We start from the raw sequence: 22,838 nt of genomic DNA, 5'->3' as shown, positions 1-22,838 counted from the left end.
TGCTACCTCCACTAATAAATTTAAAAGGAAGTGGAAACCTCATAAGAGGTAACCACACCTTTTGTAAAAGTTATATATGAATGATTAGCGACGGCTAATAATGTCGTGACCGTTGCGTAAGTATGTGCTACGAGAGTTTTTCAAGCTTGCAATGCGCTCTTCAGCTAGACGATCTGCTGCTACATAAGTTGCTATGCCATCGCGTTTTGAAATTTCGATTACTTTTGCAATTGTGTCATAAATAGACTCAACACGTTTTAATGCACGTTCTCTATTGTATCCATATAATTCGTCTGCTACGTTAATTACGCCACCTGCATTAATAACATAGTCTGGTGCGTATACAATACCCATTTCATGAATAAGGTCGCCATGACGATCTTCTTTTAATTGGTTATTTGCAGAACCTGCGATTACTTTTGCTTTAAGTTGTGGAATAGTTTCATCATTAACTGTTGCGCCTAATGCACATGGTGCGTAAATATCACATTCAACACCGTAAATTTCATTTGGCTCAACTGCTGTTGCACCGAATTCTTCTACTGCACGTTGTACAGCTTCTTTATTAATATCTGTAACGATTAATTTTGCTCCTTCAGCGTGTAAATGTTTGCATAGGTGATATGCTACATTACCAACACCTTGAATAGAAATTACTCTTCCTTCTAGGTTATCTGTACCAAATGCTTCTTTTGCAGCTGCTTTCATACCACGGTAAACACCGTATGCAGTTACTGGAGATGGGTTACCAGAAGAACCGAATGATGGTGAAATCCCTGTTACAAAATCAGTTTCCTCATGGATAATATCCATATCATCTACTGTTGTACCAACATCTTCAGCTGTAATGTAACGTCCGTTTAGTCCTTGAATGTAGCGTCCTAATGCACGGAACATCGCTTCGCTTTTATCTTTACGTGGATCACCGATAATTACTGTTTTTGCACCACCTAAGTTTAAACCAGCTGCTGCATTTTTGTATGTCATCCCTTTTGCAAGACGCAATGCATCTTCAATCGCCGCTTCTTCAGAATCATATGTCCACATTCTTGTTCCACCAAGAGCTGGTCCAAGTGTTGTATCATGGATTGCAATGATTGCTTTTAAACCAGATTCTTTATCTTGACAAAATACCACTTGCTCATAATCATATTTTTCTAAGTATTCGAAGATTTCTAATGTCATTGTCGTTTCCCCCTAATTGTTTTACCCTATTTGGTTTATTTTGAAGCAGTCGCAACTGCCAATGCTAATGAATATACTTTTGTTTCTGCTGAATCAGCACGTGATGTTAAAACAATCGGTGCTTTAGCGCCAGCAATCATCGCTCCTACCTTTGCATTTGCAAAATAGACGAGTGATTTATATAGCACATTTCCAGCTTCAATCGTTGGGACGAGTAAAATGTCTGCCTTACCTGCTACATCACTTACTATGCCTTTATGTTCTGCTGCAATTTGTGATACTGCATTATCTAAAGCAAGTGGTCCATCAACGACACAATTTTTAATTTGTCCGCGGCGATTCATTTGAGTTAACATCGCTGCATCAATTGTCGCTTGCATCGCAGGATTAACAACCTCTACCGCTGCAATTGGCGCTACCTTTGGCAAATCAATTCCTATTGCCTGGGCAACTTCTACAGTATTTTGTATAATAGCAGCTTTTTGTGTTACATCAGGTGCAATGTTCATCGCTGCGTCTGTAACAAAAATAAGACGATCGTAATTTGGAACTTCAAACGCTGCAACATGTGAAAGCACGCTGCCCTTACGAAGTCCCCACTCTTTATTTAATACAGCTTTCAAAATATTTGCTGTTGGGATGTTCCCCTTCATTAGCACATCTGCTTCGCCATTGCTTACAGATTTAACAGAAAGTTCTGCAGCCTCAGCACTTGACGCTGCTGCAATCACTTCAATATGTTCTGAAGTTTGTAACCCATGCTCTTGTAGCATCCCTATTATTTTCTCTTGATTTCCATATAGACGAAATTGAGCTAGCTGTAACTTGATTGCTTTCGCTACAGCTTCAATTACTTCATGATCTTCAGCTACTGCTACAGCCACATTTTTTTTAGGCTGTCCTGCTGCTTGATCAATTAAGTGTTCTAACTTCATATTTTGTAATCAACCCTTTCCGTCGTCCCTCGTCTATTCATTAAGCAAATACCGTGCCAACTTTCAAAAGTGGTCTTACCAATAATGAAAACGCATTCAAAATGCAGTAAAATCAATACTTTGGAAAACAACGAAATATTCTGTCTCGTTTTGTCGCTTTTTGTATACCATGCAATAAATTGCACGGTACGCAATTTATTGCATGCTATTTTTTGCACAGTCATACTTTTCTAGCTTATAATATAAGTTTCGAACTGAAATTCCTAACGCTTTTGCAGTCTTCGTTTTGTTCCCATCAAATTTCTCTAAATATTCACGGATAATATTCCCCTCAAATTCTGTCACTAGGTGTTCAAGAGCCTTCTCTTCTAATTCAGGTAATAAATTATTTTGTTTCGTCTCTACTTGTTCTTCTTTATGTAAAGGCGGTAAATGATGTACATCAATATATATTTCGTTATAATTCATAAAGATAATAGCTCGTCCTAAAATATTTTCAAGTTCCCTAACATTCCCTGGCCATTCATATGATTGTAAATACGAAACGGCTGAATCGGTGAGTCCTTCTACATTACGACCATAATCTTGATTAATTTTTTGAATTAACCTTTCTGCAATCGCTGGTATATCTCCTTTACGCTGACGAAGGGAAGGAATTTGAATCGGGATTTTATTTAAACGATAATATAAGTCCTCTCTGAACTCTCCTTCTAGAATGCCCTTTTCTAAATTCACATGTGTTGCTGCAATTACCCGAACATTAATAGGTATCGCTTTCGTTCCCCCTACTTTCACAATTTCTTTTTCTTGTAGCACACGAAGGAGCTTCGCTTGCGTATTTGCAGATAACTCTCCGATTTCATCTAAAAAAACACTTCCATTATTCGCTTCTTCAAAGAATCCTCGTTTCCCGCCTCTTTTCGCTCCAGAAAACGCACCTTCCTCATAACCGAATAATTCACTTTCTAATAAGGTCTCAGAAATAGCAGCACAGTTTACTCGTACAAACTTATTGTATTTTCGATTACTACTGTTATGAATAGCGTGTGCAAATAACTCTTTCCCCGTACCAGATTCCCCTCTAAGCAATACTGTTGCCGGTGTATTCGCTCCAAGTTTTGCTTGTTCAATAGCTGCCGTCGTTTCATCTGAATCACCAACAATATCATCAAATGAATATTTTGCTTCTAACGTTCGAATAATTTGTCTTGCCCTATTCAATTCATTTGTTAACTTTTGAATTTCTGATACATCGCGAATTACCCCGACGCTCCCTTTCAATATTCCATCGACAATAACCGGTGCTACGTTTACAATTACATCTCGCTTTTTTTGCCCGATCTTCATATGTATTCCTCGTACCGCTCGGCGCGTCCGAAGTACTTTCATATGCATACTTTCACCTTCCACAATATCAGTTGTAGCCGGCTTCCCAATAATTTCTTCTTCAGTCAAACCCGTTAACTTCGTATAAGCAGGGTTTATAACTAGTCCTCTTCCTTTCTCATCAACAACCGAAATTGCTTCCTCAGATGAGTTAATAATCGCCTCAAGTAGCGTTTGAATTTCTTTTAAGTCTGTAACTTCTTCCGCTAAATCTACAACTTCTGTAATGTCTTTAAAAATCGCAAATGCCCCTTGAACCTCTCCACCTTCTTTTAATATCGGAATACGCGTTGTAATGATCTTATTTTCATTCTCTAGCGTCAGTTCATGATTCACTTCTATTTGTTTCGTACGTATAATCCGAAGCAACTTACTCGTTGGAATAACTTCTAAAATATATTTCCCTATCGCTTCCTCTTTTTTATATCCAGTAATACGCTCTGCGCTTTTATTAAACAAACGCACTTGTCCCTCTTGGTCTATAACAATCATACCGTCATGCGTAGAATTTAAAATTAAATTCCCTTGTTGCGTTTGTTCCTCTAGCTGTCCGATCAAACCTTCCTTCTCATGCGCTAATCTCGTAACAATTTTCGCAATATCCCCTGGTATAAGAAGAGTATCTTTATGCTTGCTTCCCAATAACACTTTATGTAAATCATAATCACCTGTCATATCAAACATTACATCAATATGCATAGAAAGAAACGGAGTTACACTATCACCAATCGGAACCCCATATTCCTTTGCGATTTGTAATCCTTTCGCAATTGGATTAATATCAATAACCCCTATAATTTGAAATATATTCGAATTTTGCAACAGACTCAGCAGTGTACTCCCACCTTCACCTGCTCCAACAATTAACACATTTTGTTTCATACATTACACTTCCTCTCGAAGTATCTCTGCAAAATTTTTCACATTCTTATCTTACTCGTTCAGCAACCTCTTGACAAACCCCCATTCCATATAACATCATTAAAATACACAAAATAATCTGAAAAGGAGCATTATGTATGCAGCGTTACCTCGCTCTATTATTAGCACTCATCCCCATTTCATTAGCCGTGCTTGGTATTAAACTAATGAGAGATACTGTATTTGGGATTTTGTTCTCCCCAATCCCTATATTATGGTTACAATTTTTAATCGGCGCTCTTTGCTTCGCACTCGGGTTTTATATTTTCGGCGGCTTCGTCTTACACAGAGATCGTAAGAGAAATAAAGTACAAGCACGCTTCAGAAGATAAGACAAAGTTTTCACATATCATAAATAAAAAATGAGACCATTATATTAGGTCTCATTTTTTTATCGGTAATAAAGTTCTTGCCGTTTCAGGATAATCAGTAATAACCGCTGATATATTCATATCAAAATATTTACGCATAAGCGTTTCTTCATTTATCGTGTAGGGACGAACCTCCACACCACTTTCCATCGTTAATTCAGCGATAGCATCTTGAAGATAACGATAATTCGGATGTACTGCAGTAGCACCCATCTTTTTTGCATATGCCCACGGGCTATGCAAACCTTCACGATACAAAATAGCTGTTTGAATATCAGGAGCCATCAAATGACATTTTTTCATACTGTAGTGATTAAACGAAGAAAATATAACACGATCCTCTAGACTAAACTTACGTACAAGTGTTATAGTCTCTTCTTCTAAACCTCTGTATGGGATTTTATTATTTTTCAGTTCAATATTGAGTAGCAATTTCGTTTTTGCGAGCCATTCTAACACCTCTTCTAGAAGAGGTATTTTGCAAAAACCTACTTTGTCACCGAATTTATAACTCGCATCCAACTTACATAAATCCTCATATAAATAATTTCGAACCGCACCTTTTCCATTTGTTGTCCGATCCACCGTTTCATCATGAATAACGACAACTTTTCCATCTTTCGTGAATTGAACATCGAGTTCAATTCCATCTGCCCCGAAAGCCTCCGCCGCTTCAAATGAAATCATTGTATTTTCCGGATACGTTCCCGCTGCACCACGATGTGCAAATATAAGAGTCATCCTCACTCCCCCAATCTTATGCTATACTATACGAAAAAGGAGGTACTTCTATGAGACCATTACAAATTTCTCCAGACACTGCAGTCCGCCTATCAAAAGCGTTAGGTGTTCCACTTGAACAACTTATGCATATGCCACAGCATATTTTAATACAAAAGTTAGTTGAATTAGAAAAACAAAATAAAGACGAAGAATAATATAGTCCTGTTTTGCAGGGCTTTTTATTATCATCTATTATATCATGGATGACTTCCCCGCTAAAATCCTTTAACAGATGTACTACGATGCGATTTAGCCTTTACTTCATCATTTAATAATGAATTATATATCTTCTTTTTTGTTACAAGTCATAAAGAAAGCAGAATATTTATTCACAAGTCACCATTGCCCCCTTAAAGCAAGGTAATAAAAAAACTAGAAGCCCTTCATATTATTTTTTATTGAATGTGCGGAGTATCCCCTGATTCGTATAGTTCTTTCGCTTTTTCCTCCCCGAATGTAGTTAAAATATAATGTTGCTCTTCTACCGCATCCATCGCTCTAGTGGCTTTACAAACATTACCCTCTTGAGCATCCGAGAAAAAATTGTGATCTTCTACAATTTTACTAAAATCTTTTTTCGCCCATCTATCAGCAATTGCTACAAGCTCAGTTCTCTTCGCAAAACTACTCTTATTTATGATTTTTTTTAATTTTTCAGCGTTATTTTGAATCATTGGGATGGATCCCGATTTTCGTTCTGCCACTACTTTTTGATGAGTCATGTGATACATCGCTGTAATGACTTCGCTTTCAGTAGAATTTTCAGTAACATACACATCAACAAAGACTCCATCTACCTCTCTACCTACTATCGTTGGGTCTTCTTTTTTATCTATTTGAGCACTCACTTCTTTATCTACTGGATTATCGGCAAGCTCTAACATTCCAAATGTAACTGCAACAGCAAGAACTCCCATAGCTGCTACTATTCCTAGCCAAGTTAATATTTTGTTTTTCATTTTCCTTCTCCCTCTGTATACCTATTTAATTACCTTAAAAAACTCACTTATATGTAATATTACTAAAAACAGGTTTTATTTTCCATAATATCAAACAACCCTTTTTATCTACCCAAATAATTTTGATAAAATCGATATCACTTCTCCCTCTTTTTCTCAACAAAATAAAAAGACCAACGAATTCTAAAATTCATTGGTCTTTAAATAAAAGTTTATTGGTTTTAAAATTGATATCGAGTATAAATTTCAAGAATTATTAAGCTCTACTAAAACTTAAATCCCTTACTACTTTTCCTCTCAGCTAGCCTTATGTTCAAGTCTTAGCTTATCCGCAACCATTGCGATGAACTCGGAATTCGTAGGTTTTGCTTTTGACATAGATACTGTATAACTAAAAGCTTTAAACGTTGATATGTAGACGTTTCTAACATTTTCTTTTCGTCCAATAAATACGCTAAATTTCACGCCCTTTATTGGTTTAGTTTTTCCTAATTCATTGGTGACATTACGTTACTAATGTGTATAAGAATATGATACATAACCACAGGAACAAACGTCAATAAAATTAAATGACATTCGTGTACTATTATTCATTTCATCAACTATCTGGTACGACTTTATCTCAAAATATAAATCAATGTATAGATGATTGACGATTCTTAATCATTTCTAATGGAACTTGAACACTCCCATAAGATACGCCACAAGTGAAAATATGTCCTATCATACTCATTATAGCTTCATGCTTTTCTTTTTCGGTTCTAAACTTATTATTCAGTATCGTATCTATCATTTCTTCACATTGTTTAGATTTCACCATTGCTTCAGCTTGAATCTGCTCAAAAATTTCTTTTTCATTTCTCTCATAATTGTTTAACATTCTTAGAATTTCTGAAACCTTTGCATCCATGTTACTAACTCCTGTCAGTTATTTTAGAATTTAACTAATCTCAGTTTATAACGCCATTCCAAACATCGACATCTTTATCATCTAAAATTGCCTTGATTTTACCTTTCTCAAAAACTACCAGATATTCATAAGGTAAGGCTAAAACTTGAATAATTGAAGGTCTAATTTTTAATAGCTGATATGCGTAAAATGCTTCTAATTCATCTTCTGTTTCTTCGACAGAACCGATATACCAACCAGAATCACCTTTTTCACAATCACTAGCCCTTTGTAAATAAACCTCATCTAGTTGCAACACGTTCTTTGCAGTCACTATTTTATCGCTAAACTTTATCATTTCACCCTCAATATTTAACTGACGTAAACAATGTACTTGTTCTAATTGCACCTATAAAGCAATTGTTAAATCTTCTGTAGTATCCTTAAAAGGATTTTTTGTATAATCTGGGACAATAATACGATACCCATCTTCACATTTGGATAGAATAAAAAGAGACCAGCCAACTTGTATAGAAAATCCATCAACTAATTTGTTATCTTCTACTTTAGTTAGCAAATATAATAATTTTTCTATTTGAGGGCTTAAATGTTCTTCTGCTGTAGCTATTATATTTTTACCACCTATATTTTTAACTATTGTTTTCAATTGACTGCAACCTCTTTTTTATTGATTTTCTCAAAGCTTTTCTAGCCGTTACTTCACGTTCTAACATTTCAAATATTTCTTTCTCGTTTCCCTCATAATTGTCTAACATTCTTAGAATTTCTGAAACCTTTGCGTCCATGTTACTAACTCCTATCAATGATTTTAGGACTTTTTTTACATGTCCGTTTCTGAATCCCATACCTCTACAAATTCAAAACCTTTTAAATCACTTTCTAAAATTGCATTTCTCAATTCATCTGATACGAAAACAGAAGGAATATGTAATATTTCATTTAAGTAAACTTTAAATATTATTTGGTTCTTAACCATATTAGGTAAGAATGCGTATTTTTTGAAATCTATTACTAAGCCAGAACGTAGTTTCTTTAGTATAGCTTTTTCATAGTCAATAGCATCTATTGCATTTAAAACGTTAATTATATAATACACTTCTCCCGTCACATTATGAATTAGGGGAAGAAATTCTACATTATTACCAAGCATAGACTCTAAGAATTGTTTAGCTTTCTCACTAACCATTGGTGTACCAACTTCTCCCCAAAAATGAGGAAAATCACTTTGATTTCCTTCTTCTACATATTTAATACGTATTTCTCCCCATGAATGAGATGCTTTTACTGCCGAGTCAATTTTTCCTTCAAAGTACTTTTTAGAATCTTCTTCTAAACTCAATAGTTGAAAGGATTGATAACCATCAAATGAACTCTTTAATTCCCAAATTTTCATTTTTACTCTCCTTTGCTATTTTTCTAGTATAAATAAGGTTACTCTTTCTTCGGTTTATTTAATTTTAATTCACCATTTACAATGGCAAAACATACTATGTAACAGCAAATGAAGCCTATGTATATGTGAGGTAGTAGGTAGCAAAAAAGCAGAACCTGATGAAAGCTGAGGTTCTGCTTTTTTATAATGTCTGTCAGCTTTTGAAAGTCAATTTAACTACATATTTGCTTCTGAATCCCATATCTCTACAAATTCAAAGCCTTTTAAATCACTCTCTAAAACTGCATTTCTAAATTCGTCAGACACTAAAACAGTAGAGGAGTGTAATCTTTGATTTAAATAGGTTTTAAATATTATCTGCCCTTCAACTATATTAGGCAAAAATGCGTATTTTTCGAAACCTATTATTAATCCTGTACTTAGTTTTTCAAAAACTGCTTTATTGTAGTCAATTGCATCAATTGTATTTAAAACGTTTATTAGGTAATAAACTTCACCTGTAACATCATGGGTTAGCGGAAGGAACTCAACATTATTACAAATTAGAGGTTCTAATACCTCTTTTGCTTTTCTACTAACCATTGGCGTGCCAAGTTCCCCCCAGAACATAGGACAATCACTATGGTTATCTCCTTCTACACATTCAACAAGAATTTCTCCCCATGAATCAGATAGCTTTATTGCCAAATCAATTTTTTCATCGAAATATTTTTTACGGTCTTCTTTCAAATTTAATAGTTGAAAAGATTTATAGTTATCAAATAAACTTTTTAATTGCCAAATTTTCATACCTTTTACTCCTTTATAATTCAATTAGTAAAACAATTAAGATTATTTAGGTTGATTTAGTTTTAAACTACCGTCCAATAACCTTTCTCTTATATTCTGCAAAGCTGCAACTGCATCTTCTTGATTACCCCCAAAGCGTTTAACTTCGCTTAATACTCTGTATACTTCTCTTATATACTCTGGACTATGATTACCTATATGTAATGCTTCAGTAGTTACATAATCGTTCACTTTATATGGTAAAAATACCCCATTAGCAGCAGAATCATGATGTATTCCAAACTCTTCTAATAGTTCTTGTACCTGTGCCGCCCTTTTATCATTCCAAGGTCCTATGTGATGTGCCGCATTAGGATATGGCGGTGGTTCAATTCCTGCTTCTTTAAGTTCTGCACGTAATTTTTGAGATGCTGTATACGAATCGGGATAATCATTTTTTACATCTACTCTATCAAGAACTTTATCTGCATAATCCTTTATTACTTTTTGAACATCTTTGACCCTACTTCTTCCACCAGTTTTGGAAAACATAAATGTATCACGGGCTTCTTGTAACATTTCAGAAGCTTTTCTCTGTGCACTTCCAAAGCCACTAGCACCTGCGAATGCAAAGCGTTCTGTCAACGGTAATTTATTCGCAACAGAAGAGATTCCTGTAGAAAACTTTGCTAGATTTACACCTTCACCGAGTGTAGTTACTTTCCCTACATTGCTTATCCCTTTATCCCCAATCCATCCTAACCCAAATTCCATAAAAATACTTGTTCCCCACTTTGTACCACTTTCTAAATCACCATGCCAAACATCATTCATAAATGAATCCGAAAAAGTATTACACATAGTATATGCCGTCTCTAGAGGGTGACCTATAGCATACTTGATATTTTCTTTTGTTACTGTATCGTCTAGTGAATTGAATCCTTCTACAATCTCTCCGATAACTTGCCCAGAACCAACGTATATACCGTCCCAAACTTTTCTAAGCATAGATTTTTCAGGGGAGGTATCATCATACATTGCCCCTTCTTCGATATTATCATCTGATAAATTGTCATTTAGAAGATTGCTAGCTTGGCGTGCCCTATCTTCTCCAATCACTTGAATAGCAGTTGTCCATTCCATATTCAACCCTTGTGTACTAAATGTACCACTTGCAGGACTAAAACCTTTTCCACTTTGTACCTCTGCTAAACCTTGTGCGATACTAGCAGCTAGTTGAAGTGCTGTATCATAATTATTACTAGAAGTATAATTAAATTCATATAGATGTTCTAATTTTTCTTGCAGTTTTTTCCTCATGACAGTAAAAAGATTCGCCATAGCGTCTATACCTGGGATTGGCATAGCTTGACTGATGACTTCCATACTTGCTTTCATTCGGTCAATTTCTCGAATTTGTTCTAATATTTCTTGTTCGATTACATCTGTGGAAGCGACTTGTGATTGAAATTGACTTGGAAAAGCATCATTCTGAAGAATTAACTCTTCACACAGATAAATAATTCCTTGTGCTAAAGGACGAAAGGTTTGTACAAAAAATGATTTTGCACTGCTATACGTTTGCCCTTGTAACACAGTATCAATTGCAAAGGTGTCAATCGACTGAATGACTTGTTCCATACCTTGAATGGTAGCGGTACATACAGCGTTCATGCTTTGTGTTTGGTTTTGTACTTCTCCCAAATACATATTTAAACTCATGCATTGACCTCCCTTTTTAATTGTTGCTGTTGATAGGAAAGGACACTTTTCATTTGAACCATAATACCCCTTATTTTCCTAGTATTTCATAAGAAAATTATACCACGCTTAATTATTGCACCGTTCTAAATACTTGGTTTTTTTAATGAAAATTTGATATGCCTCCTTTAAAAAGGAGGTGAATTAACTAGTTTTCTTCGATATAAATAAAAGGAACATATACGGCGGTCCTTTCAAAATATACCCTTCCTTAACTTCTCCTTGGCAGACTCAAGGATTCGCCTCACTTTCTTAGGGTGATTTATACCGTATAAACACCCTTAATCTCTATATGATAAATGTGGGCTTTCTAAATACGTTGTTATTAAATTTGCTTCAGTATTATCACAATACTGTTCTATAATATTGCGAAGATAATTAGCAATTGTTGTTTCACTAATGGTCTTTCCATAATCAGTTCTACGTGTTGGATAATTAATTTGTTCACTAGCTGTATTAGATGTAAATGTGTATTTACCACGTTCCCTTAAATATTTAATATACGTCCGAATATGAAGAAGTTTTACCTTATCAACATCTGTAATCTTTAATTCTCTTTCTAAATATGAAGCAAATAACTTCAATGTTTGGTCATATGACCGAATTGTCTTCCTACTTAGATGCTTTGCATCGCAATGAAGTAAAAAGTTTTCAACATTCATCTGAAAGTTATTCATACAACAAAAAAACCTCCTAGCTATTGGAATCAAAATTTCAATCCAATAAATAGAAGGTTTTTAAATTAACCGCCAATTACCTATGTACTTTATTGCCTACATACGTAATTCGTTGGTTATTAAATTTTGTTATGAAATACGCTTAACACCTTGATACTACAGCGTTTACGAAGCCTTATGTTCAAGTCTCAGCTTATCCGCAACCATTGCGATGAACTCGGAATTCGTAGGTTTTGCTTTTGACATAGATACTGTATAACCAAATAAGGACGAAATAGAATCAATATTCCCACGGCTCCAAGCTACTTCAATTGCGTGACGGATTGCGCGCTCCACACGGCTTGCTGTTGTATTATATTTCTTTGCAATATCTGGATATAATACTTTCGTAATAGATCCTAGTAATTCGATATCATTGTACACCATAGAGATTGCTTCTCGTAAGTACATGTACCCTTTAATATGAGCGGGTACACCAATTTCATGAATGATACTTGTAATACTCGCATCTAAGTTTTTCGGTTTTCCATCGATCGTTGTTGCTGATCGGAAAGATGGTAATGGACGTTTAATAGTAGCACTTTCCTTACCACTAACTTGACGAATATGACTTGTTAAATTCTCCATATCAAATGGTTTTAATATGAAATATGATGCCCCTAAATCAACCGCTTTTTTCGTCACATCTTCTTGTCCGAATGCTGTCAACATAATAACGCTAGGTTGTCTTAACCTTTCAATATGTCGCATTTTCTCTAGCACAGCCAGACCATCTAAATGTGGCATAATAATGTCTAAAACGAGTATATCAGGCTGCTTTTCTTTCAATAAGTTTAAACATTCTTGACCATTGTAAGCAATTCCGATAACTTCCATATCATCTTGGGCAGCAACATAACTCTCTAGCATCGATACCAATTCTTTATTATCATCCACAAGACATACTTTAATTTTCTCCACAGTTTTTCCTCCCTTACCGAATCGATTCTTCCGACATGTGTAAGCTTCTAGGCTACATGAATTGTTCGACAATTGTGTGAAAATTCCCTTTAAAGTTTCTTACTTTCCGATAAAATCACAAAAAAATATGTTTATCGTTCATTTTTTTACTTTCGCAACACATTCCATCATAGAATTACAGCGAAACGTTCAACCCTTTGCTTATATCTTACAACAAAAAACAGCTCTTGCGGAGCTTTTACAAAATTTCAACGAATTTTTCAAAAGAAAAGCGAGCTAATATGTATTAGCTCGCTTTTTTCTCTTGATCATAAATATTAATTCCAGCCTCATGTAACATCCATTCAATATGAACACCGTATCCTGACGTTGGATCATTTACAAATACATGTGTAACCGCACCAATTACTTTCCCATTTTGTACAATCGGACTTCCACTCATTCCTTGTACAATACCACCCGTTTTTGCTAGTAAACGTTTATCTGTCACTTTTATAACCATACCTTTTGTAGCCGGGAACTTTTGTGGTACCGTACTAACAACTTCAATATCAAACGCTTCCACCTTATCTTGATCAATAACTGTTAATATTTTCGCTGGCCCTTCTTTTACTTGATGGGATAATGCGATAGGCATTGCTTTATCCATTATGCCGTTTGTCATATCTGTGTTTAATTTCCCAAAAATACCATACGGGCTATTTATTGTAATATTACCAATCACTTCACGATCCGGTGAAAATCTTGCTAATTTTTCTCCCGGGTTCCCGTGACTTCCTCTTTCAATAGACGTTACTGTCGAACGCATAATTTGTCCATCTTCTACTTGAATTGGCTTTTTTGTATCATTATCGGAAATTACATGACCAAGCGCTCCATATTTCATAGAATCTGGATGTACAAATGTCATCGTTCCGATACCAGCTGCTGAATCACGAATATACAGTCCAATTCGGTAAGAGGATTCACCATTGTCTTTTTGTGGTGTTAGCTTAGCACGAATATATTTTCCATCTCTTAATAAAACAAGATTAAGCGGTTCACCTGTTTCTCCACTATTATGAATAAATGGTGCTACATCACTCATTCTTTCAATTGTTTTACCATTGATTTCAGTAATCATATCTCCAATCTGTACACCAGCTGTTTCACCAGGAGATACTTTACCCTTTTCAGTTTGAATTAAATGATGGCCTACAACAAGTACACCTTTTGTGTTCAATTTTACACCAATCGATTGTCCACCTGGAATAACTTTAAAATCTTTTAATACTTTCACATTTACTTTTTTCACTGGAAAACCAGCAAGTTGAAACACCATATCAGCTTCACCATTTTGGTGAGAATTTACCATAAGTTCTTGTTCATTTGAACTTACAGTAAATACATTACGATTTGTAGATGCAGCCTTAAAAACTGGTAATGATGCTATTTCTGATTGTTGTCCTTCAAAAACAACAAGTTGCTTCGGCGATGAAATAAACGTTCGAAGCGGTTTAAAACATCCAATAAAAACTAGAGAAACAAGGAGACAAAGACCTATTATTTTTCGAAATCTTTCTAATTTCAATTTGTTCACTCTCCTCGCTCCTACCCCACATTCAGCCTCTTGGCTTCACTTTTTAATCTCTCCTTGCAGCGCTTTATTTATAACCGGAAGAATTAAGAAATCGTCATTTGAGAAAAAAAAGCTATCCATTACTGGATAGCCTCTGCTGTCTGTTTGAAATGATGCGCTTGCGTAAGTAACTCTTTCGCATGCTCTGTCGTTAAATCTGTAATTTCAACACCAGAAATCATTCGAGCAATTTCTGTTACTTTTTCATTCGTACTTAACACAGTAACCGATGTAATCGTACGATCATTCGCCACTTGTTTTCTAATAAATAAATGAGAGTCCGCCATTGAAGCTACTTGAGGTAAGTGCGTAATACAAAGTACTTGCGAGTTTACTGATACACGATAAATTTTTTCCGCAATAGCCTGTGCAACCCGACCACTCACACCCGTATCCACTTCATCAAAAATAACAGATGCAACACCTTGATGCTTAGAAAAAATGCTTTTTAAAGCTAAAATAATACGAGATAACTCTCCGCCAGAAGCGACCTTTGAAAGTGGCTTTAACGGTTCACCCGGATTCGTTGAAATATAAAATTCCACATGATCGTAGCCATCCGCCGTAAGTTTTACCGGTGTTCCTTCCACGAGAGGTTCTTCTACATTTCCTACCCTCTTCATAATTCTCACTTCAAATTTCGTTTTTTCCATATATAGTTCTTTTAATTCTTGATGAATAGCGCTTGTAAGATGATCTGCAAGCTCATGACGCATAGTACTTAACAACGTTGCTTCTTTTACAATAACACCTTCTAATTTCGTTAACTGCTTTCTCGTCGTTTCAATATGTACGTCTTTATTTTCAATCGTAAAAATTTCTTGTTCAATTTTATCAGCATACACTAAAATCTCTTCTACAGTATTTCCATACTTTCTCTTTAACATACGGATTTCATTCAAACGTGTTTCAATTTCATCTAGACGTTTCGGATCATATTCCATCATATCTAATTTTTCTCTAAGCTGGTATGCAACTTCTTCTAATAAGTAATAACTATTCGCAATAGAATCATGATTTTCTTGATACGCTTCATCTAAGTGCGTAATACTCTCCATTTGTCCCATTGCATTTCTTACGTGATCCAATCCCTGTCCATCTCCACTTAACGAACGATACGCATCTCCTAATGCTTTATAAATCTTTTCAAAATTGGAGATTTTTAATCGTTCCTCAGTCAATTCATATTCTTCATCCATTTTTAAATCCGCCTTACGAATTTCTTCATGTTGGAATTGAATTAAATCTAGACGATGGGCCATTTGTTGTTCATTTTCACTTAAAGATTTCAGCTGTTTTTTTAACTTCTCATAGTCTGTATATACATTTTGATATATGCCCAATTGTTTAACAATGCGATTTCCATCAAAATGATCAAGCATAAACATATGACGCTCTTCATTCATTAAATCTTGTGTTTCATGCTGTCCATGAATATCAACTAGCGTTTTTCCAATCTCTTTTAATATGCTGAGTGTAACAAGTTTCCCATTTACACGACAGACACTTTTTCCGTTCGCAGCGATGTCACGCTTCAAAATAATCATGCCATCTTCTATTTCTATATCTAACTCTTCTGCTTTTGCGATACATGGATGCTTGTCATCTTCTACATAGAATAATCCTTCTATCTCAGCCTTTTCTGTTCCATATCGAACAAATTCTGCTGAACCACGGCCACCAACAAGCAAACTAATTGCATCAATAATAATGGATTTTCCAGCTCCTGTTTCACCACTTAAAACGGTTAAACCTTTTTGAAAAGAAATATTTAATGCCTCAATAATAGCAAAGTTTCTGATCGATAATTCCGATAACAATGCCCCATTCACCTCGTTATAAACTAATCCCCAATTAAGGGCTTTTCTCAGTATTCTTCATTCAAATAGTTATACTATATGTTTGTATGTATAAATTACTCTTCTAACCCGCTCCATTGTACCAAACATTCGTTTTACGGGTCAATCCACCTATTTTCTAACTTCATTCAAAAAAAATAATGTATTGTATTTGAAAATCCGTATTTTACGCCAATAAAAATATCTTGTTTACTTTCCACTTTACAGAGGAAAGTAAACAAGATTTTTCTGTTACAGCATATTTAAGAAACGATCAGAGACAACACCTGTATCTTCAGGTGTACGGCAAATAATTAAGCAAGTATCATCACCACAAATGGTTCCGACTATCTCATCCCACTCTAAATGATCAATAAGTGCCCCAAGTGAATGAGCGTTACCAGGCAATGTTTTTAACACAAGCATATGTCCTGCCGTGTCTAATTTTACAAATGAATCCACTAGATTTCGTTTTAATTTTTGCAACGGATTAAATCGTTGATCTGCTGGCAAGCTATATTTATAGCGACCATCATGTAATGGCACCTTCACTAAGTGCAGTTCTTTAATATCGCGCGATACTGTTGCTTGCGTTACATTAAACCCCACATTACGTAAAATATCAACTAGTTCATCTTGTGTTTCAATTTCTTTGTTCGCAATAATTTCCCTGATTTTAATATGGCGCTGACCTTTATTCATACATTTGCACCTCACACTATCTCTTACCATAGTTTAAACATTGGTATACTTCATTTATTTATGTTAACGTATAATCCGTTACTTGTACACAATTGTTTTTACAATAATTATACGATTACAACAAAAAGAGGAACAACATATGTTATTCCCCTTTCCCTTTTTGTTTTAGAACATTATGCGCTTCTGTAACAACTTGTTCAATAGAAACCGGAGAATGATTTTCGCCATTCTCACGCTCACCGTGCCACTTTAGATGAATTAAAAATTCAATATTTCCATCCCCACCTGTAATTGGTGAGAATGTTAAACCTTCGACATTATAGCCTTCCTTAAGAGCAAAATCGACAATCATTTCCACGACAGCTTCATGTACTTTTCTATCACGAACAATGCCTTTTTTCCCGACTTGTTCTCGTCCAGCTTCAAACTGAGGTTTAATCAATGCAGCTACATCACCATTTGGCGTAAGCATTGTTTTTAAAACCGGCAATATAAGCCTTAATGATATAAATGAAACATCAATACTTGCAAACTGCGGTAAACCACGCTCTAAATCTGCCGGTGTCACGTAACGGAAGTTCGTTCGTTCCATCACAACAACACGCTCATCTTGACGCAATTTCCACGCAAGTTGATTATATCCTACATCTAATGCATAAGATAACTTCGCCCCATTTTGAAGCGCACAGTCTGTAAAACCACCAGTTGATGAACCAATATCTATCATAACTTTATCTTGTAAATCAAGTTGAAATGCTTCTAATGCCTTTTCAAGCTTATAACCACCACGGCTTACATACGGCATGACTTGCCCTTTCACCGTAATCTCCGTATCTTGTGAGATTTTCTCCCCTGGCTTATCGAGTCTCATTTCATTCGCATATACAAGACCTGCCATAACAGCACGTTTAGCCTTCTCACGCGTTTCTATAAGTCCTCGCTCTACTAATAGTACATCTACTCTTTCTTTTTTTACGCTCATTTGTTACGCCCTTTTTTGTTTTGATGGAATCATTGTATGAATACGGTCTACAACAGCATCTGTTGTTAAACCAATTTCTTCTAACAGTTTTGTTACACTACCATGCTCTATGAAGCGATCAGGAATACCCATTCGTTCAATTAAAGCACTATGGTATCCGTTCTCAGAAGCAAATTCAACTACTCCCGTTCCAAAGCCACCGATTAAACAAGCCTCTTCAATCGTTAAAATCGGTATATTTTTCCCTAAAAGCTCATGTAAATATGCTTCGTCCATCGGCTTAATAAAGCGAGCATTCACTACTTTCACTGATACTCCAGCTTGTTCAAGACGCTCAGCTGCTTCCATTGCCATCGGGATTGTCGTACCAAACGTTAAAATTGCTGCTTGTGTGCCTTCTTTTAACGTTTCCCATGTACCGATTGGAATCGCCTTTAATTCTTCATCCATTTGAACGCCAAGTCCATTTCCGCGTGCATAACGTAAAGCAATCGGTCCATCTTCGTATTGCATCGCTGTATATACTAAATGTTGACCTTCATTTTCATCTTTCGGCATCATAAGCACCATATTCGGCAAGTGACGTAAAAACGCGATGTCAAATACACCTTGATGCGTTTCACCGTCTGCTCCTACTAATCCAGAGCGATCTATTCCAATGAAAACATTTAAATTTTGACGACAAATATCATGAACAACTTGGTCATATGCTCTTTGTAAAAATGTTGAATAAATTGCTAAGAACGGCTTCATCCCTTGTGTTGCCATACCAGCTGCCATTGTTGTAGCATGCTGCTCTGCAATACCTACATCAATCATGCGATCCGGAAATTCTTTTTGGAATTTCTCAAGTTTCGATCCAACAGGCATTGCAGGCGTAATTGCAACGATACGTTCATCCGTTCTCGCTAGCTTAAGCACTGTTTCACTAACAACAGCACTCCATGCTGGTGCAACTTCCTTCGGTTTAACGAAGTCACCTGACTCAATTTTATAAGGTCCTGTTCCATGCCAAGTTCCAATAACGTCACTTTCAGCTGGTTTATAACCTTTTCCTTTTTTCGTAATAACATGAACAAGTACTGGGCCTTTTGTTTTCTTTGCATATTGCAACGTTTCGAATAACTTTTCATAATCATGCCCATCGACCGGACCTAAATATGTAAAGCCTAATTCTTCAAAAAAGACGCCTGATACTAGTAAATATTTTAGACTATCTTTTATTTTCTCTGCTGTCGCAGCAACTTTCCCGCCGACTGCTGGGATTTTCTTCAATATATACTCTAGTTCATCTTTTACCCAATGGTACTTCCCTGCGGTACGTAAACGACCAAGTACATTATGAAGTGCACCGACGTTTGGTGCAATTGACATTTCATTGTCATTCAAAATAACAATCATGTCCGTTTTTTCATGCCCAATGTGGTTCAATGCCTCTAAAGCCATTCCGCCTGTTAATGCACCATCGCCAATGATTGGTATAACGTATTCTTCCGTTTTCTTTAAATCACGTGCTAGAGCCATTCCCATTGCAGCAGATAACGACGTTGAACTATGACCAGTTTCCCAAACATCATGCTCACTCTCGCAGCGTTTCGGAAAACCACATAGACCTTGGTATTGCCTTAATGTGCCGAATTCTTTCGCACGCCCTGTTAAAATTTTATGTACATAGGATTGATGTCCTACGTCCCATAAAAACTTATCTTTCGGACTATCAAATAATTTATGCAGAGCAATTGTGAGTTCTACTACACCTAAATTAGGTGCAATATGTCCACCTGTTTGAGAGAGCTCTTCAATTAAAAACTTACGAATATCCTCACTCAACCCCTCTAGTTCACTGATAGACATATCTTTCAAAAAACTAGGGTTTTGAATTTGCGTTAGATCCACATGGATCACTCACTTTCATTTCATAATCTGTCAACATGTCAAATATTATAAGAAACATTTACACAACACAAGAAATTATCTTTTCTATTCTTTTTATCTTGTCCTGCTTTCAGAAAACACTTCCATTTTTTCACTTATCATATTATACATCATATTTCTTTACGTGATGAAAAAAATAGCCGCTAACACGAAGTGATAACGGCAATGTAATCTACATATATTTTTGCCAATAACAAGAAAAGAAAAACCTTTTCCTACATTTATATCATAAAATGATGAATGACTCAACAAATGGAAACGCTGTTATATTAGTTATTACGTTTTGCGATTAAATCACAAATAGATAGTAAATATTCATCTTGTAATTGTAAGGAGCTAATAGAATCTTTTGCTTTTGCAATTTTCTCCTCTAAAATAGATTTTGCTCTATCTACAGTAAATAACGTCGTATATGTGCTCTTCTCGTTGGAAGCATCACTACCAATCGGTTTTCCAATCTCTTCTTCTGTTCCTTCTACATCCAAAATATCATCTCTAATTTGGAAAGCTAGACCGATATATTTCGCAAATGCAAGTAACTTCTCTTCTTGCTCTTCTGTAGCATCAGAAAGTATCGCGCCTGCAAGTACAGCAAACTCAAGCAGTTTACCTGTCTTATGATTATGAATGTACTCTAATTCATTAATTGTAAGTCGTTTTCCTTCAGCTTCCATATCTGCCACTTGTCCAGCAACCATTCCTTCAGGTCCTGCTGCTTTCGCAAGCTCAAGTACAAGTCTTACTTTTTTTTCAGCAGAGATTTCTTTTTGCTCATATGCCATAATAACTTGAAAAGCATATGTCAACAAACCATCTCCCGCTAAAACTGCCATTGCTTCACCAAATACTTTATGATTTGTAGGCTTTCCTCGTCTTAGATCATCATCATCCATACAAGGTAAATCATCATGAATTAACGAATATGTATGAATCATTTCAAGGGCACAAGCTGCACCCACTCCAAGATTTCTTTCTTTCCCAAACGCTTGTAACGTTGCAAATAAAAGTAACGGGCGGAGACGTTTCCCACCCGCTTCCAAAGAATATGCCATCGCTTCACGAAGCACATTTGGACATTGTAATTCATTTGCATAGCTTACAAGATTTTCTTCTACGAAAGTTTTACTCTCTTTCAAAAAAGCATCAAAAGCTATATGTGTCACTATGCTTCATCTCCTAAAGCAGTAAACGGTTTAAGCTCTCCATCTTCCCCAAGGATAACTGCCATTTGTTCTTGTACATCTTTCAATTTCTCATCACAAAGCTTAGATAATTCCATGCCTTCCTTAAAATAAGAAATTGCTTCCTCTAAAGGTACATCACCTTGTTCAAGCTTAGAAACGAGATGCTCAAGCTGCGAAATTGCTTCTTCAAAGCTTAACTTATTTTCCATTATTCAATTCACGCTCCTCTATGCTTGATACGCTACAATCTAGTATTCCATCTTGTAATTGAACCGAAACAGCATCTCCAAGGCTAACATCTTTCACGCTTTTTAATACTTGTTTCTCTTCATCGTATACAAGCCCATACCCTCTCATCATTACTTTAAGCGGGCTTAATACCTCAAGCTTTTGAGCCGCTCTCACAAATACGAACTCCTTCGTTTGAAGTAATGTTTGCATTTCACGTTGCAACTGCTTTTGCAACGTTTCAATTGCCGTTTTCGTTTGTATAATTTTTTGAGATGGGTGGTGCTTTTCTAAATAAAATGAAAGTTGCTTTAATTGATTTACTTTTTTATCTATATAACGCTCTTTCGCTAAAACAAGTTGTTCAAGAGCCCTGTCTAACTGCTCTTCTTTTTGCTCGTACACTTGCCTTGGATAACGGAACGCATAAGATTTTTGTAACACTTGCAGTTTTTCTTCTTTTTTATGTACTCTCTCTCTCATTGCTCTTTGCAATCTCAGAGTTCTTTGTAATACCTTTTCTTGTAACTCTATAGTATTAGGTACCGCCAGCTCAGCTGCTGCAGTCGGTGTTGGTGCACGTAAATCCGCGACAAAATCTGCGATTGTAAAATCTGTTTCATGGCCTACAGCCGAAATAATCGGAATCTCACTTGTGAAAATTTCTCTTGCAACTACTTCCTCATTAAAGGCCCATAATTCTTCAATAGAGCCTCCACCACGTCCAACAATTAAAACATCAATATCTCCCATTTCATTCGCTGTACGAATCGCTTGTACAATCGAGGGAGCTGCTGACTCCCCTTGTACAAGTACAGGAAACACAATAACATTTCCAATTGGATAACGACGTTTAATTGTTGTTATAATATCGCGAATTGCTGCTCCTGTTGGCGACGTGATTACACCTATTGTTTTAGCATACGGAGGAATTATTTTTTTATAAACTTGAGAAAACAAGCCCTCTTCCTCTAAACGAACTTTTAATTGCTCATAAGCTAAATGCAAGTTTCCAATTCCGTCAGGCTGCATGTCTTGAATATAAATTTGATAAGAACCACTCGCCTCGTAAACAGAAATCTTTCCTTTTACAAGTACTTTCATTCCATTTTCCGGTCTGAATTTAATGTTACGATTATGACCCGCAAACATAACCGCTGCAATTCTTGCATTTTCATCTTTCAATGTAAAATACATATGACCACGACTATGATATTTAAAGTTGGAAATTTCTCCTTTTAACCAAACAGACTGTAAATGCGGATCATACTCTATTTTTGTTTTAATATAGCGTGTTAATGCTGTAACGGTTAAATATTGTTTCTCCATTTCTCTCTCCTCA

Annotated in this window: 22 protein-coding genes and 2 pseudogenes; 2 read left to right on the top strand and 22 right to left on the bottom strand. The window is 35.8% G+C overall.

Going from position 1 to position 22,838, the window contains the following annotated elements; genetic code table 11:
- Positions 1-84: 84 nt before the first annotated feature.
- From JFT89_RS27380 to JFT89_RS27370, 3 genes are all read right to left on the bottom strand, one after another.
- Positions 85-1,185 (bottom strand): leucine dehydrogenase, encoded by a 1,101-nt coding sequence (locus JFT89_RS27380; RefSeq protein WP_002015088.1) that lies wholly within the window; start codon positions 1,183-1,185, stop codon positions 85-87.
- A 35-nt stretch (positions 1,186-1,220) separates the two neighbouring features.
- Positions 1,221-2,120, bottom strand: coding sequence for a phosphate butyryltransferase (gene yqiS, locus JFT89_RS27375; RefSeq protein WP_002143097.1), 900 nt, complete (start codon positions 2,118-2,120; stop codon positions 1,221-1,223).
- A gap of 195 nt (positions 2,121-2,315) precedes the next feature.
- On the bottom strand, positions 2,316-4,388 hold the full coding sequence (locus JFT89_RS27370) for a sigma 54-interacting transcriptional regulator (RefSeq protein WP_002067066.1): 2,073 nt from the start codon (positions 4,386-4,388) through the stop codon (positions 2,316-2,318).
- 137 nt (positions 4,389-4,525) lie between these two features.
- On the opposite strand from JFT89_RS27370, the gene JFT89_RS27365 reads away from it, so the two are divergent.
- The gene (locus tag JFT89_RS27365) at positions 4,526-4,759 is read left to right on the top strand and encodes a DUF2627 domain-containing protein (protein ID WP_001190193.1); all 234 of its coding nucleotides are present in this window, start codon (positions 4,526-4,528) and stop codon (positions 4,757-4,759) included.
- A 51-nt stretch (positions 4,760-4,810) separates the two neighbouring features.
- On the opposite strand, the gene JFT89_RS27360 is transcribed toward JFT89_RS27365, so the two are convergent.
- On the bottom strand, positions 4,811-5,539 hold the full coding sequence (locus JFT89_RS27360) for a glycerophosphodiester phosphodiesterase (protein ID WP_002067064.1): 729 nt from the start codon (positions 5,537-5,539) through the stop codon (positions 4,811-4,813).
- A 50-nt stretch (positions 5,540-5,589) separates the two neighbouring features.
- Here JFT89_RS27360 and JFT89_RS27355 point away from each other — a divergent pair, with 50 nt between their 5' ends.
- Positions 5,590-5,736, top strand: coding sequence for a YycC family protein (locus tag JFT89_RS27355; RefSeq protein WP_001247671.1), 147 nt, complete (start codon positions 5,590-5,592; stop codon positions 5,734-5,736).
- A gap of 240 nt (positions 5,737-5,976) precedes the next feature.
- Here JFT89_RS27355 and JFT89_RS27350 read toward each other — a convergent pair whose 3' ends face one another.
- From JFT89_RS27350 to xseA, 18 genes and pseudogenes are all read right to left on the bottom strand, one after another.
- Positions 5,977-6,540, bottom strand: a complete 564-nt coding sequence (locus JFT89_RS27350) for a PRK06770 family protein (RefSeq protein ID WP_002067063.1) — start codon at positions 6,538-6,540, stop codon at positions 5,977-5,979.
- Positions 6,541-6,837: 297 nt separating this feature from the next.
- A pseudogene (locus JFT89_RS30040) lies at positions 6,838-6,936 on the bottom strand (sporulation initiation factor Spo0A C-terminal domain-containing protein); the annotation flags it as partial.
- 238 nt (positions 6,937-7,174) lie between these two features.
- Positions 7,175-7,450 carry a hypothetical protein gene (locus JFT89_RS27340; protein WP_002067062.1) on the bottom strand — a complete coding sequence of 92 codons (276 nt, stop codon included), beginning with the start codon at positions 7,448-7,450 and terminating at the stop codon, positions 7,175-7,177.
- A 40-nt stretch (positions 7,451-7,490) separates the two neighbouring features.
- Positions 7,491-8,096: pseudogene (locus JFT89_RS27335) on the bottom strand (immunity protein Imm33 domain-containing protein).
- Positions 8,080-8,235, bottom strand: coding sequence for a hypothetical protein (locus JFT89_RS27330; protein ID WP_016096127.1), 156 nt, complete (start codon positions 8,233-8,235; stop codon positions 8,080-8,082). The pseudogene JFT89_RS27335 and the gene JFT89_RS27330 overlap by 17 nt, the downstream one beginning before the upstream one ends.
- Before the next feature lie 35 nt (positions 8,236-8,270).
- Positions 8,271-8,843, bottom strand: coding sequence for an imm11 family protein (locus JFT89_RS27325; RefSeq protein WP_002067059.1), 573 nt, complete (start codon positions 8,841-8,843; stop codon positions 8,271-8,273).
- A gap of 216 nt (positions 8,844-9,059) precedes the next feature.
- Positions 9,060-9,632: an imm11 family protein gene (locus JFT89_RS27320; RefSeq protein WP_016096126.1), complete on the bottom strand. Its 573-nt coding sequence runs from the start codon at positions 9,630-9,632 to the stop codon at positions 9,060-9,062.
- A gap of 42 nt (positions 9,633-9,674) precedes the next feature.
- On the bottom strand, positions 9,675-11,333 hold the full coding sequence (locus tag JFT89_RS27315; protein WP_016096125.1) for an AHH domain-containing protein: 1,659 nt from the start codon (positions 11,331-11,333) through the stop codon (positions 9,675-9,677).
- Positions 11,334-11,653: 320 nt separating this feature from the next.
- On the bottom strand, positions 11,654-12,049 hold the full coding sequence (locus tag JFT89_RS27310; protein WP_016096124.1) for a site-specific integrase: 396 nt from the start codon (positions 12,047-12,049) through the stop codon (positions 11,654-11,656).
- Positions 12,050-12,214: 165 nt separating this feature from the next.
- Positions 12,215-13,009 carry a sporulation transcription factor Spo0A gene (gene spo0A, locus JFT89_RS27305; protein WP_002015081.1) on the bottom strand — a complete coding sequence of 265 codons (795 nt, stop codon included), beginning with the start codon at positions 13,007-13,009 and terminating at the stop codon, positions 12,215-12,217.
- A 286-nt stretch (positions 13,010-13,295) separates the two neighbouring features.
- Positions 13,296-14,588, bottom strand: coding sequence for a SpoIVB peptidase (gene spoIVB, locus JFT89_RS27300; protein WP_002015079.1), 1,293 nt, complete (start codon positions 14,586-14,588; stop codon positions 13,296-13,298).
- Between the two features lie 119 nt (positions 14,589-14,707).
- On the bottom strand, positions 14,708-16,447 hold the full coding sequence (gene recN, locus JFT89_RS27295) for a DNA repair protein RecN (protein WP_201040920.1): 1,740 nt from the start codon (positions 16,445-16,447) through the stop codon (positions 14,708-14,710).
- Between the two features lie 270 nt (positions 16,448-16,717).
- Positions 16,718-17,167: an arginine repressor ArgR gene (gene argR / locus JFT89_RS27290; protein ID WP_002015076.1), complete on the bottom strand. Its 450-nt coding sequence runs from the start codon at positions 17,165-17,167 to the stop codon at positions 16,718-16,720.
- Between the two features lie 142 nt (positions 17,168-17,309).
- Positions 17,310-18,149 (bottom strand): TlyA family RNA methyltransferase, encoded by an 840-nt coding sequence (locus tag JFT89_RS27285; protein WP_002067084.1) that lies wholly within the window; start codon positions 18,147-18,149, stop codon positions 17,310-17,312.
- A 3-nt stretch (positions 18,150-18,152) separates the two neighbouring features.
- Positions 18,153-20,045 (bottom strand): 1-deoxy-D-xylulose-5-phosphate synthase, encoded by a 1,893-nt coding sequence (gene dxs, locus JFT89_RS27280; RefSeq protein ID WP_002067083.1) that lies wholly within the window; start codon positions 20,043-20,045, stop codon positions 18,153-18,155.
- A gap of 308 nt (positions 20,046-20,353) precedes the next feature.
- On the bottom strand, positions 20,354-21,247 hold the full coding sequence (gene ispA, locus JFT89_RS27275) for a (2E,6E)-farnesyl diphosphate synthase (protein WP_002067082.1): 894 nt from the start codon (positions 21,245-21,247) through the stop codon (positions 20,354-20,356).
- The gene (xseB, locus tag JFT89_RS27270; protein ID WP_000428422.1) at positions 21,247-21,477 is read right to left on the bottom strand and encodes an exodeoxyribonuclease VII small subunit; all 231 of its coding nucleotides are present in this window, start codon (positions 21,475-21,477) and stop codon (positions 21,247-21,249) included. The genes ispA and xseB overlap by 1 nt, the downstream gene beginning before the upstream one ends.
- A complete protein-coding gene (gene xseA, locus JFT89_RS27265; protein ID WP_002015068.1) occupies positions 21,467-22,825 on the bottom strand; it encodes an exodeoxyribonuclease VII large subunit in 1,359 nt (452 codons plus the stop codon). The genes xseB and xseA overlap by 11 nt, the downstream gene beginning before the upstream one ends.
- Positions 22,826-22,838 lie beyond the last annotated feature (13 nt).

This window comes from Bacillus sp. TH25, from assembly GCF_016650935.1.
In the GTDB taxonomy this organism is placed as follows: domain Bacteria; phylum Bacillota; class Bacilli; order Bacillales; family Bacillaceae_G; genus Bacillus_A; species Bacillus_A mycoides.
Note: the sequence above shows the minus strand (reverse complement) of the source record. Positions and strands in the feature narration are given on the sequence as shown.

What these genes read in the sequence shown, in the direction of transcription:
- JFT89_RS27380 (WP_002015088.1), bottom strand. Translation starts at nt 1,185, where the DNA reads ATGACATTAGAAATCTTCGAATACTTAGAAAAATATGATTATGAGCAA.
- xseA (WP_002015068.1), bottom strand. Translation starts at nt 22,825, where the DNA reads ATGGAGAAACAATATTTAACCGTTACAGCATTAACACGCTATATTAAA.
- JFT89_RS27285 (WP_002067084.1), bottom strand. Translation starts at nt 18,149, where the DNA reads ATGAGCGTAAAAAAAGAAAGAGTAGATGTACTATTAGTAGAGCGAGGA.
- JFT89_RS27360 (WP_002067064.1), bottom strand. Translation starts at nt 5,539, where the DNA reads ATGACTCTTATATTTGCACATCGTGGTGCAGCGGGAACGTATCCGGAA.
- JFT89_RS27310 (WP_016096124.1), bottom strand. Translation starts at nt 12,049, where the DNA reads ATGAATAACTTTCAGATGAATGTTGAAAACTTTTTACTTCATTGCGAT.
- xseB (WP_000428422.1), bottom strand. Translation starts at nt 21,477, where the DNA reads ATGGAAAATAAGTTAAGCTTTGAAGAAGCAATTTCGCAGCTTGAGCAT.
- yqiS (WP_002143097.1), bottom strand. Translation starts at nt 2,120, where the DNA reads ATGAAGTTAGAACACTTAATTGATCAAGCAGCAGGACAGCCTAAAAAA.
- JFT89_RS27330 (WP_016096127.1), bottom strand. Translation starts at nt 8,235, where the DNA reads ATGGACGCAAAGGTTTCAGAAATTCTAAGAATGTTAGACAATTATGAG.
- JFT89_RS27370 (WP_002067066.1), bottom strand. Translation starts at nt 4,388, where the DNA reads ATGAAACAAAATGTGTTAATTGTTGGAGCAGGTGAAGGTGGGAGTACA.
- JFT89_RS27350 (WP_002067063.1), bottom strand. Translation starts at nt 6,540, where the DNA reads ATGAAAAACAAAATATTAACTTGGCTAGGAATAGTAGCAGCTATGGGA.
- JFT89_RS27320 (WP_016096126.1), bottom strand. Translation starts at nt 9,632, where the DNA reads ATGAAAATTTGGCAATTAAAAAGTTTATTTGATAACTATAAATCTTTT.
- argR (WP_002015076.1), bottom strand. Translation starts at nt 17,167, where the DNA reads ATGAATAAAGGTCAGCGCCATATTAAAATCAGGGAAATTATTGCGAAC.
- JFT89_RS27355 (WP_001247671.1), top strand. Translation starts at nt 5,590, where the DNA reads ATGAGACCATTACAAATTTCTCCAGACACTGCAGTCCGCCTATCAAAA.
- JFT89_RS27340 (WP_002067062.1), bottom strand. Translation starts at nt 7,450, where the DNA reads ATGGATGCAAAGGTTTCAGAAATTCTAAGAATGTTAAACAATTATGAG.
- JFT89_RS27315 (WP_016096125.1), bottom strand. Translation starts at nt 11,333, where the DNA reads ATGAGTTTAAATATGTATTTGGGAGAAGTACAAAACCAAACACAAAGC.
- JFT89_RS27365 (WP_001190193.1), top strand. Translation starts at nt 4,526, where the DNA reads ATGCAGCGTTACCTCGCTCTATTATTAGCACTCATCCCCATTTCATTA.
- JFT89_RS27325 (WP_002067059.1), bottom strand. Translation starts at nt 8,843, where the DNA reads ATGAAAATTTGGGAATTAAAGAGTTCATTTGATGGTTATCAATCCTTT.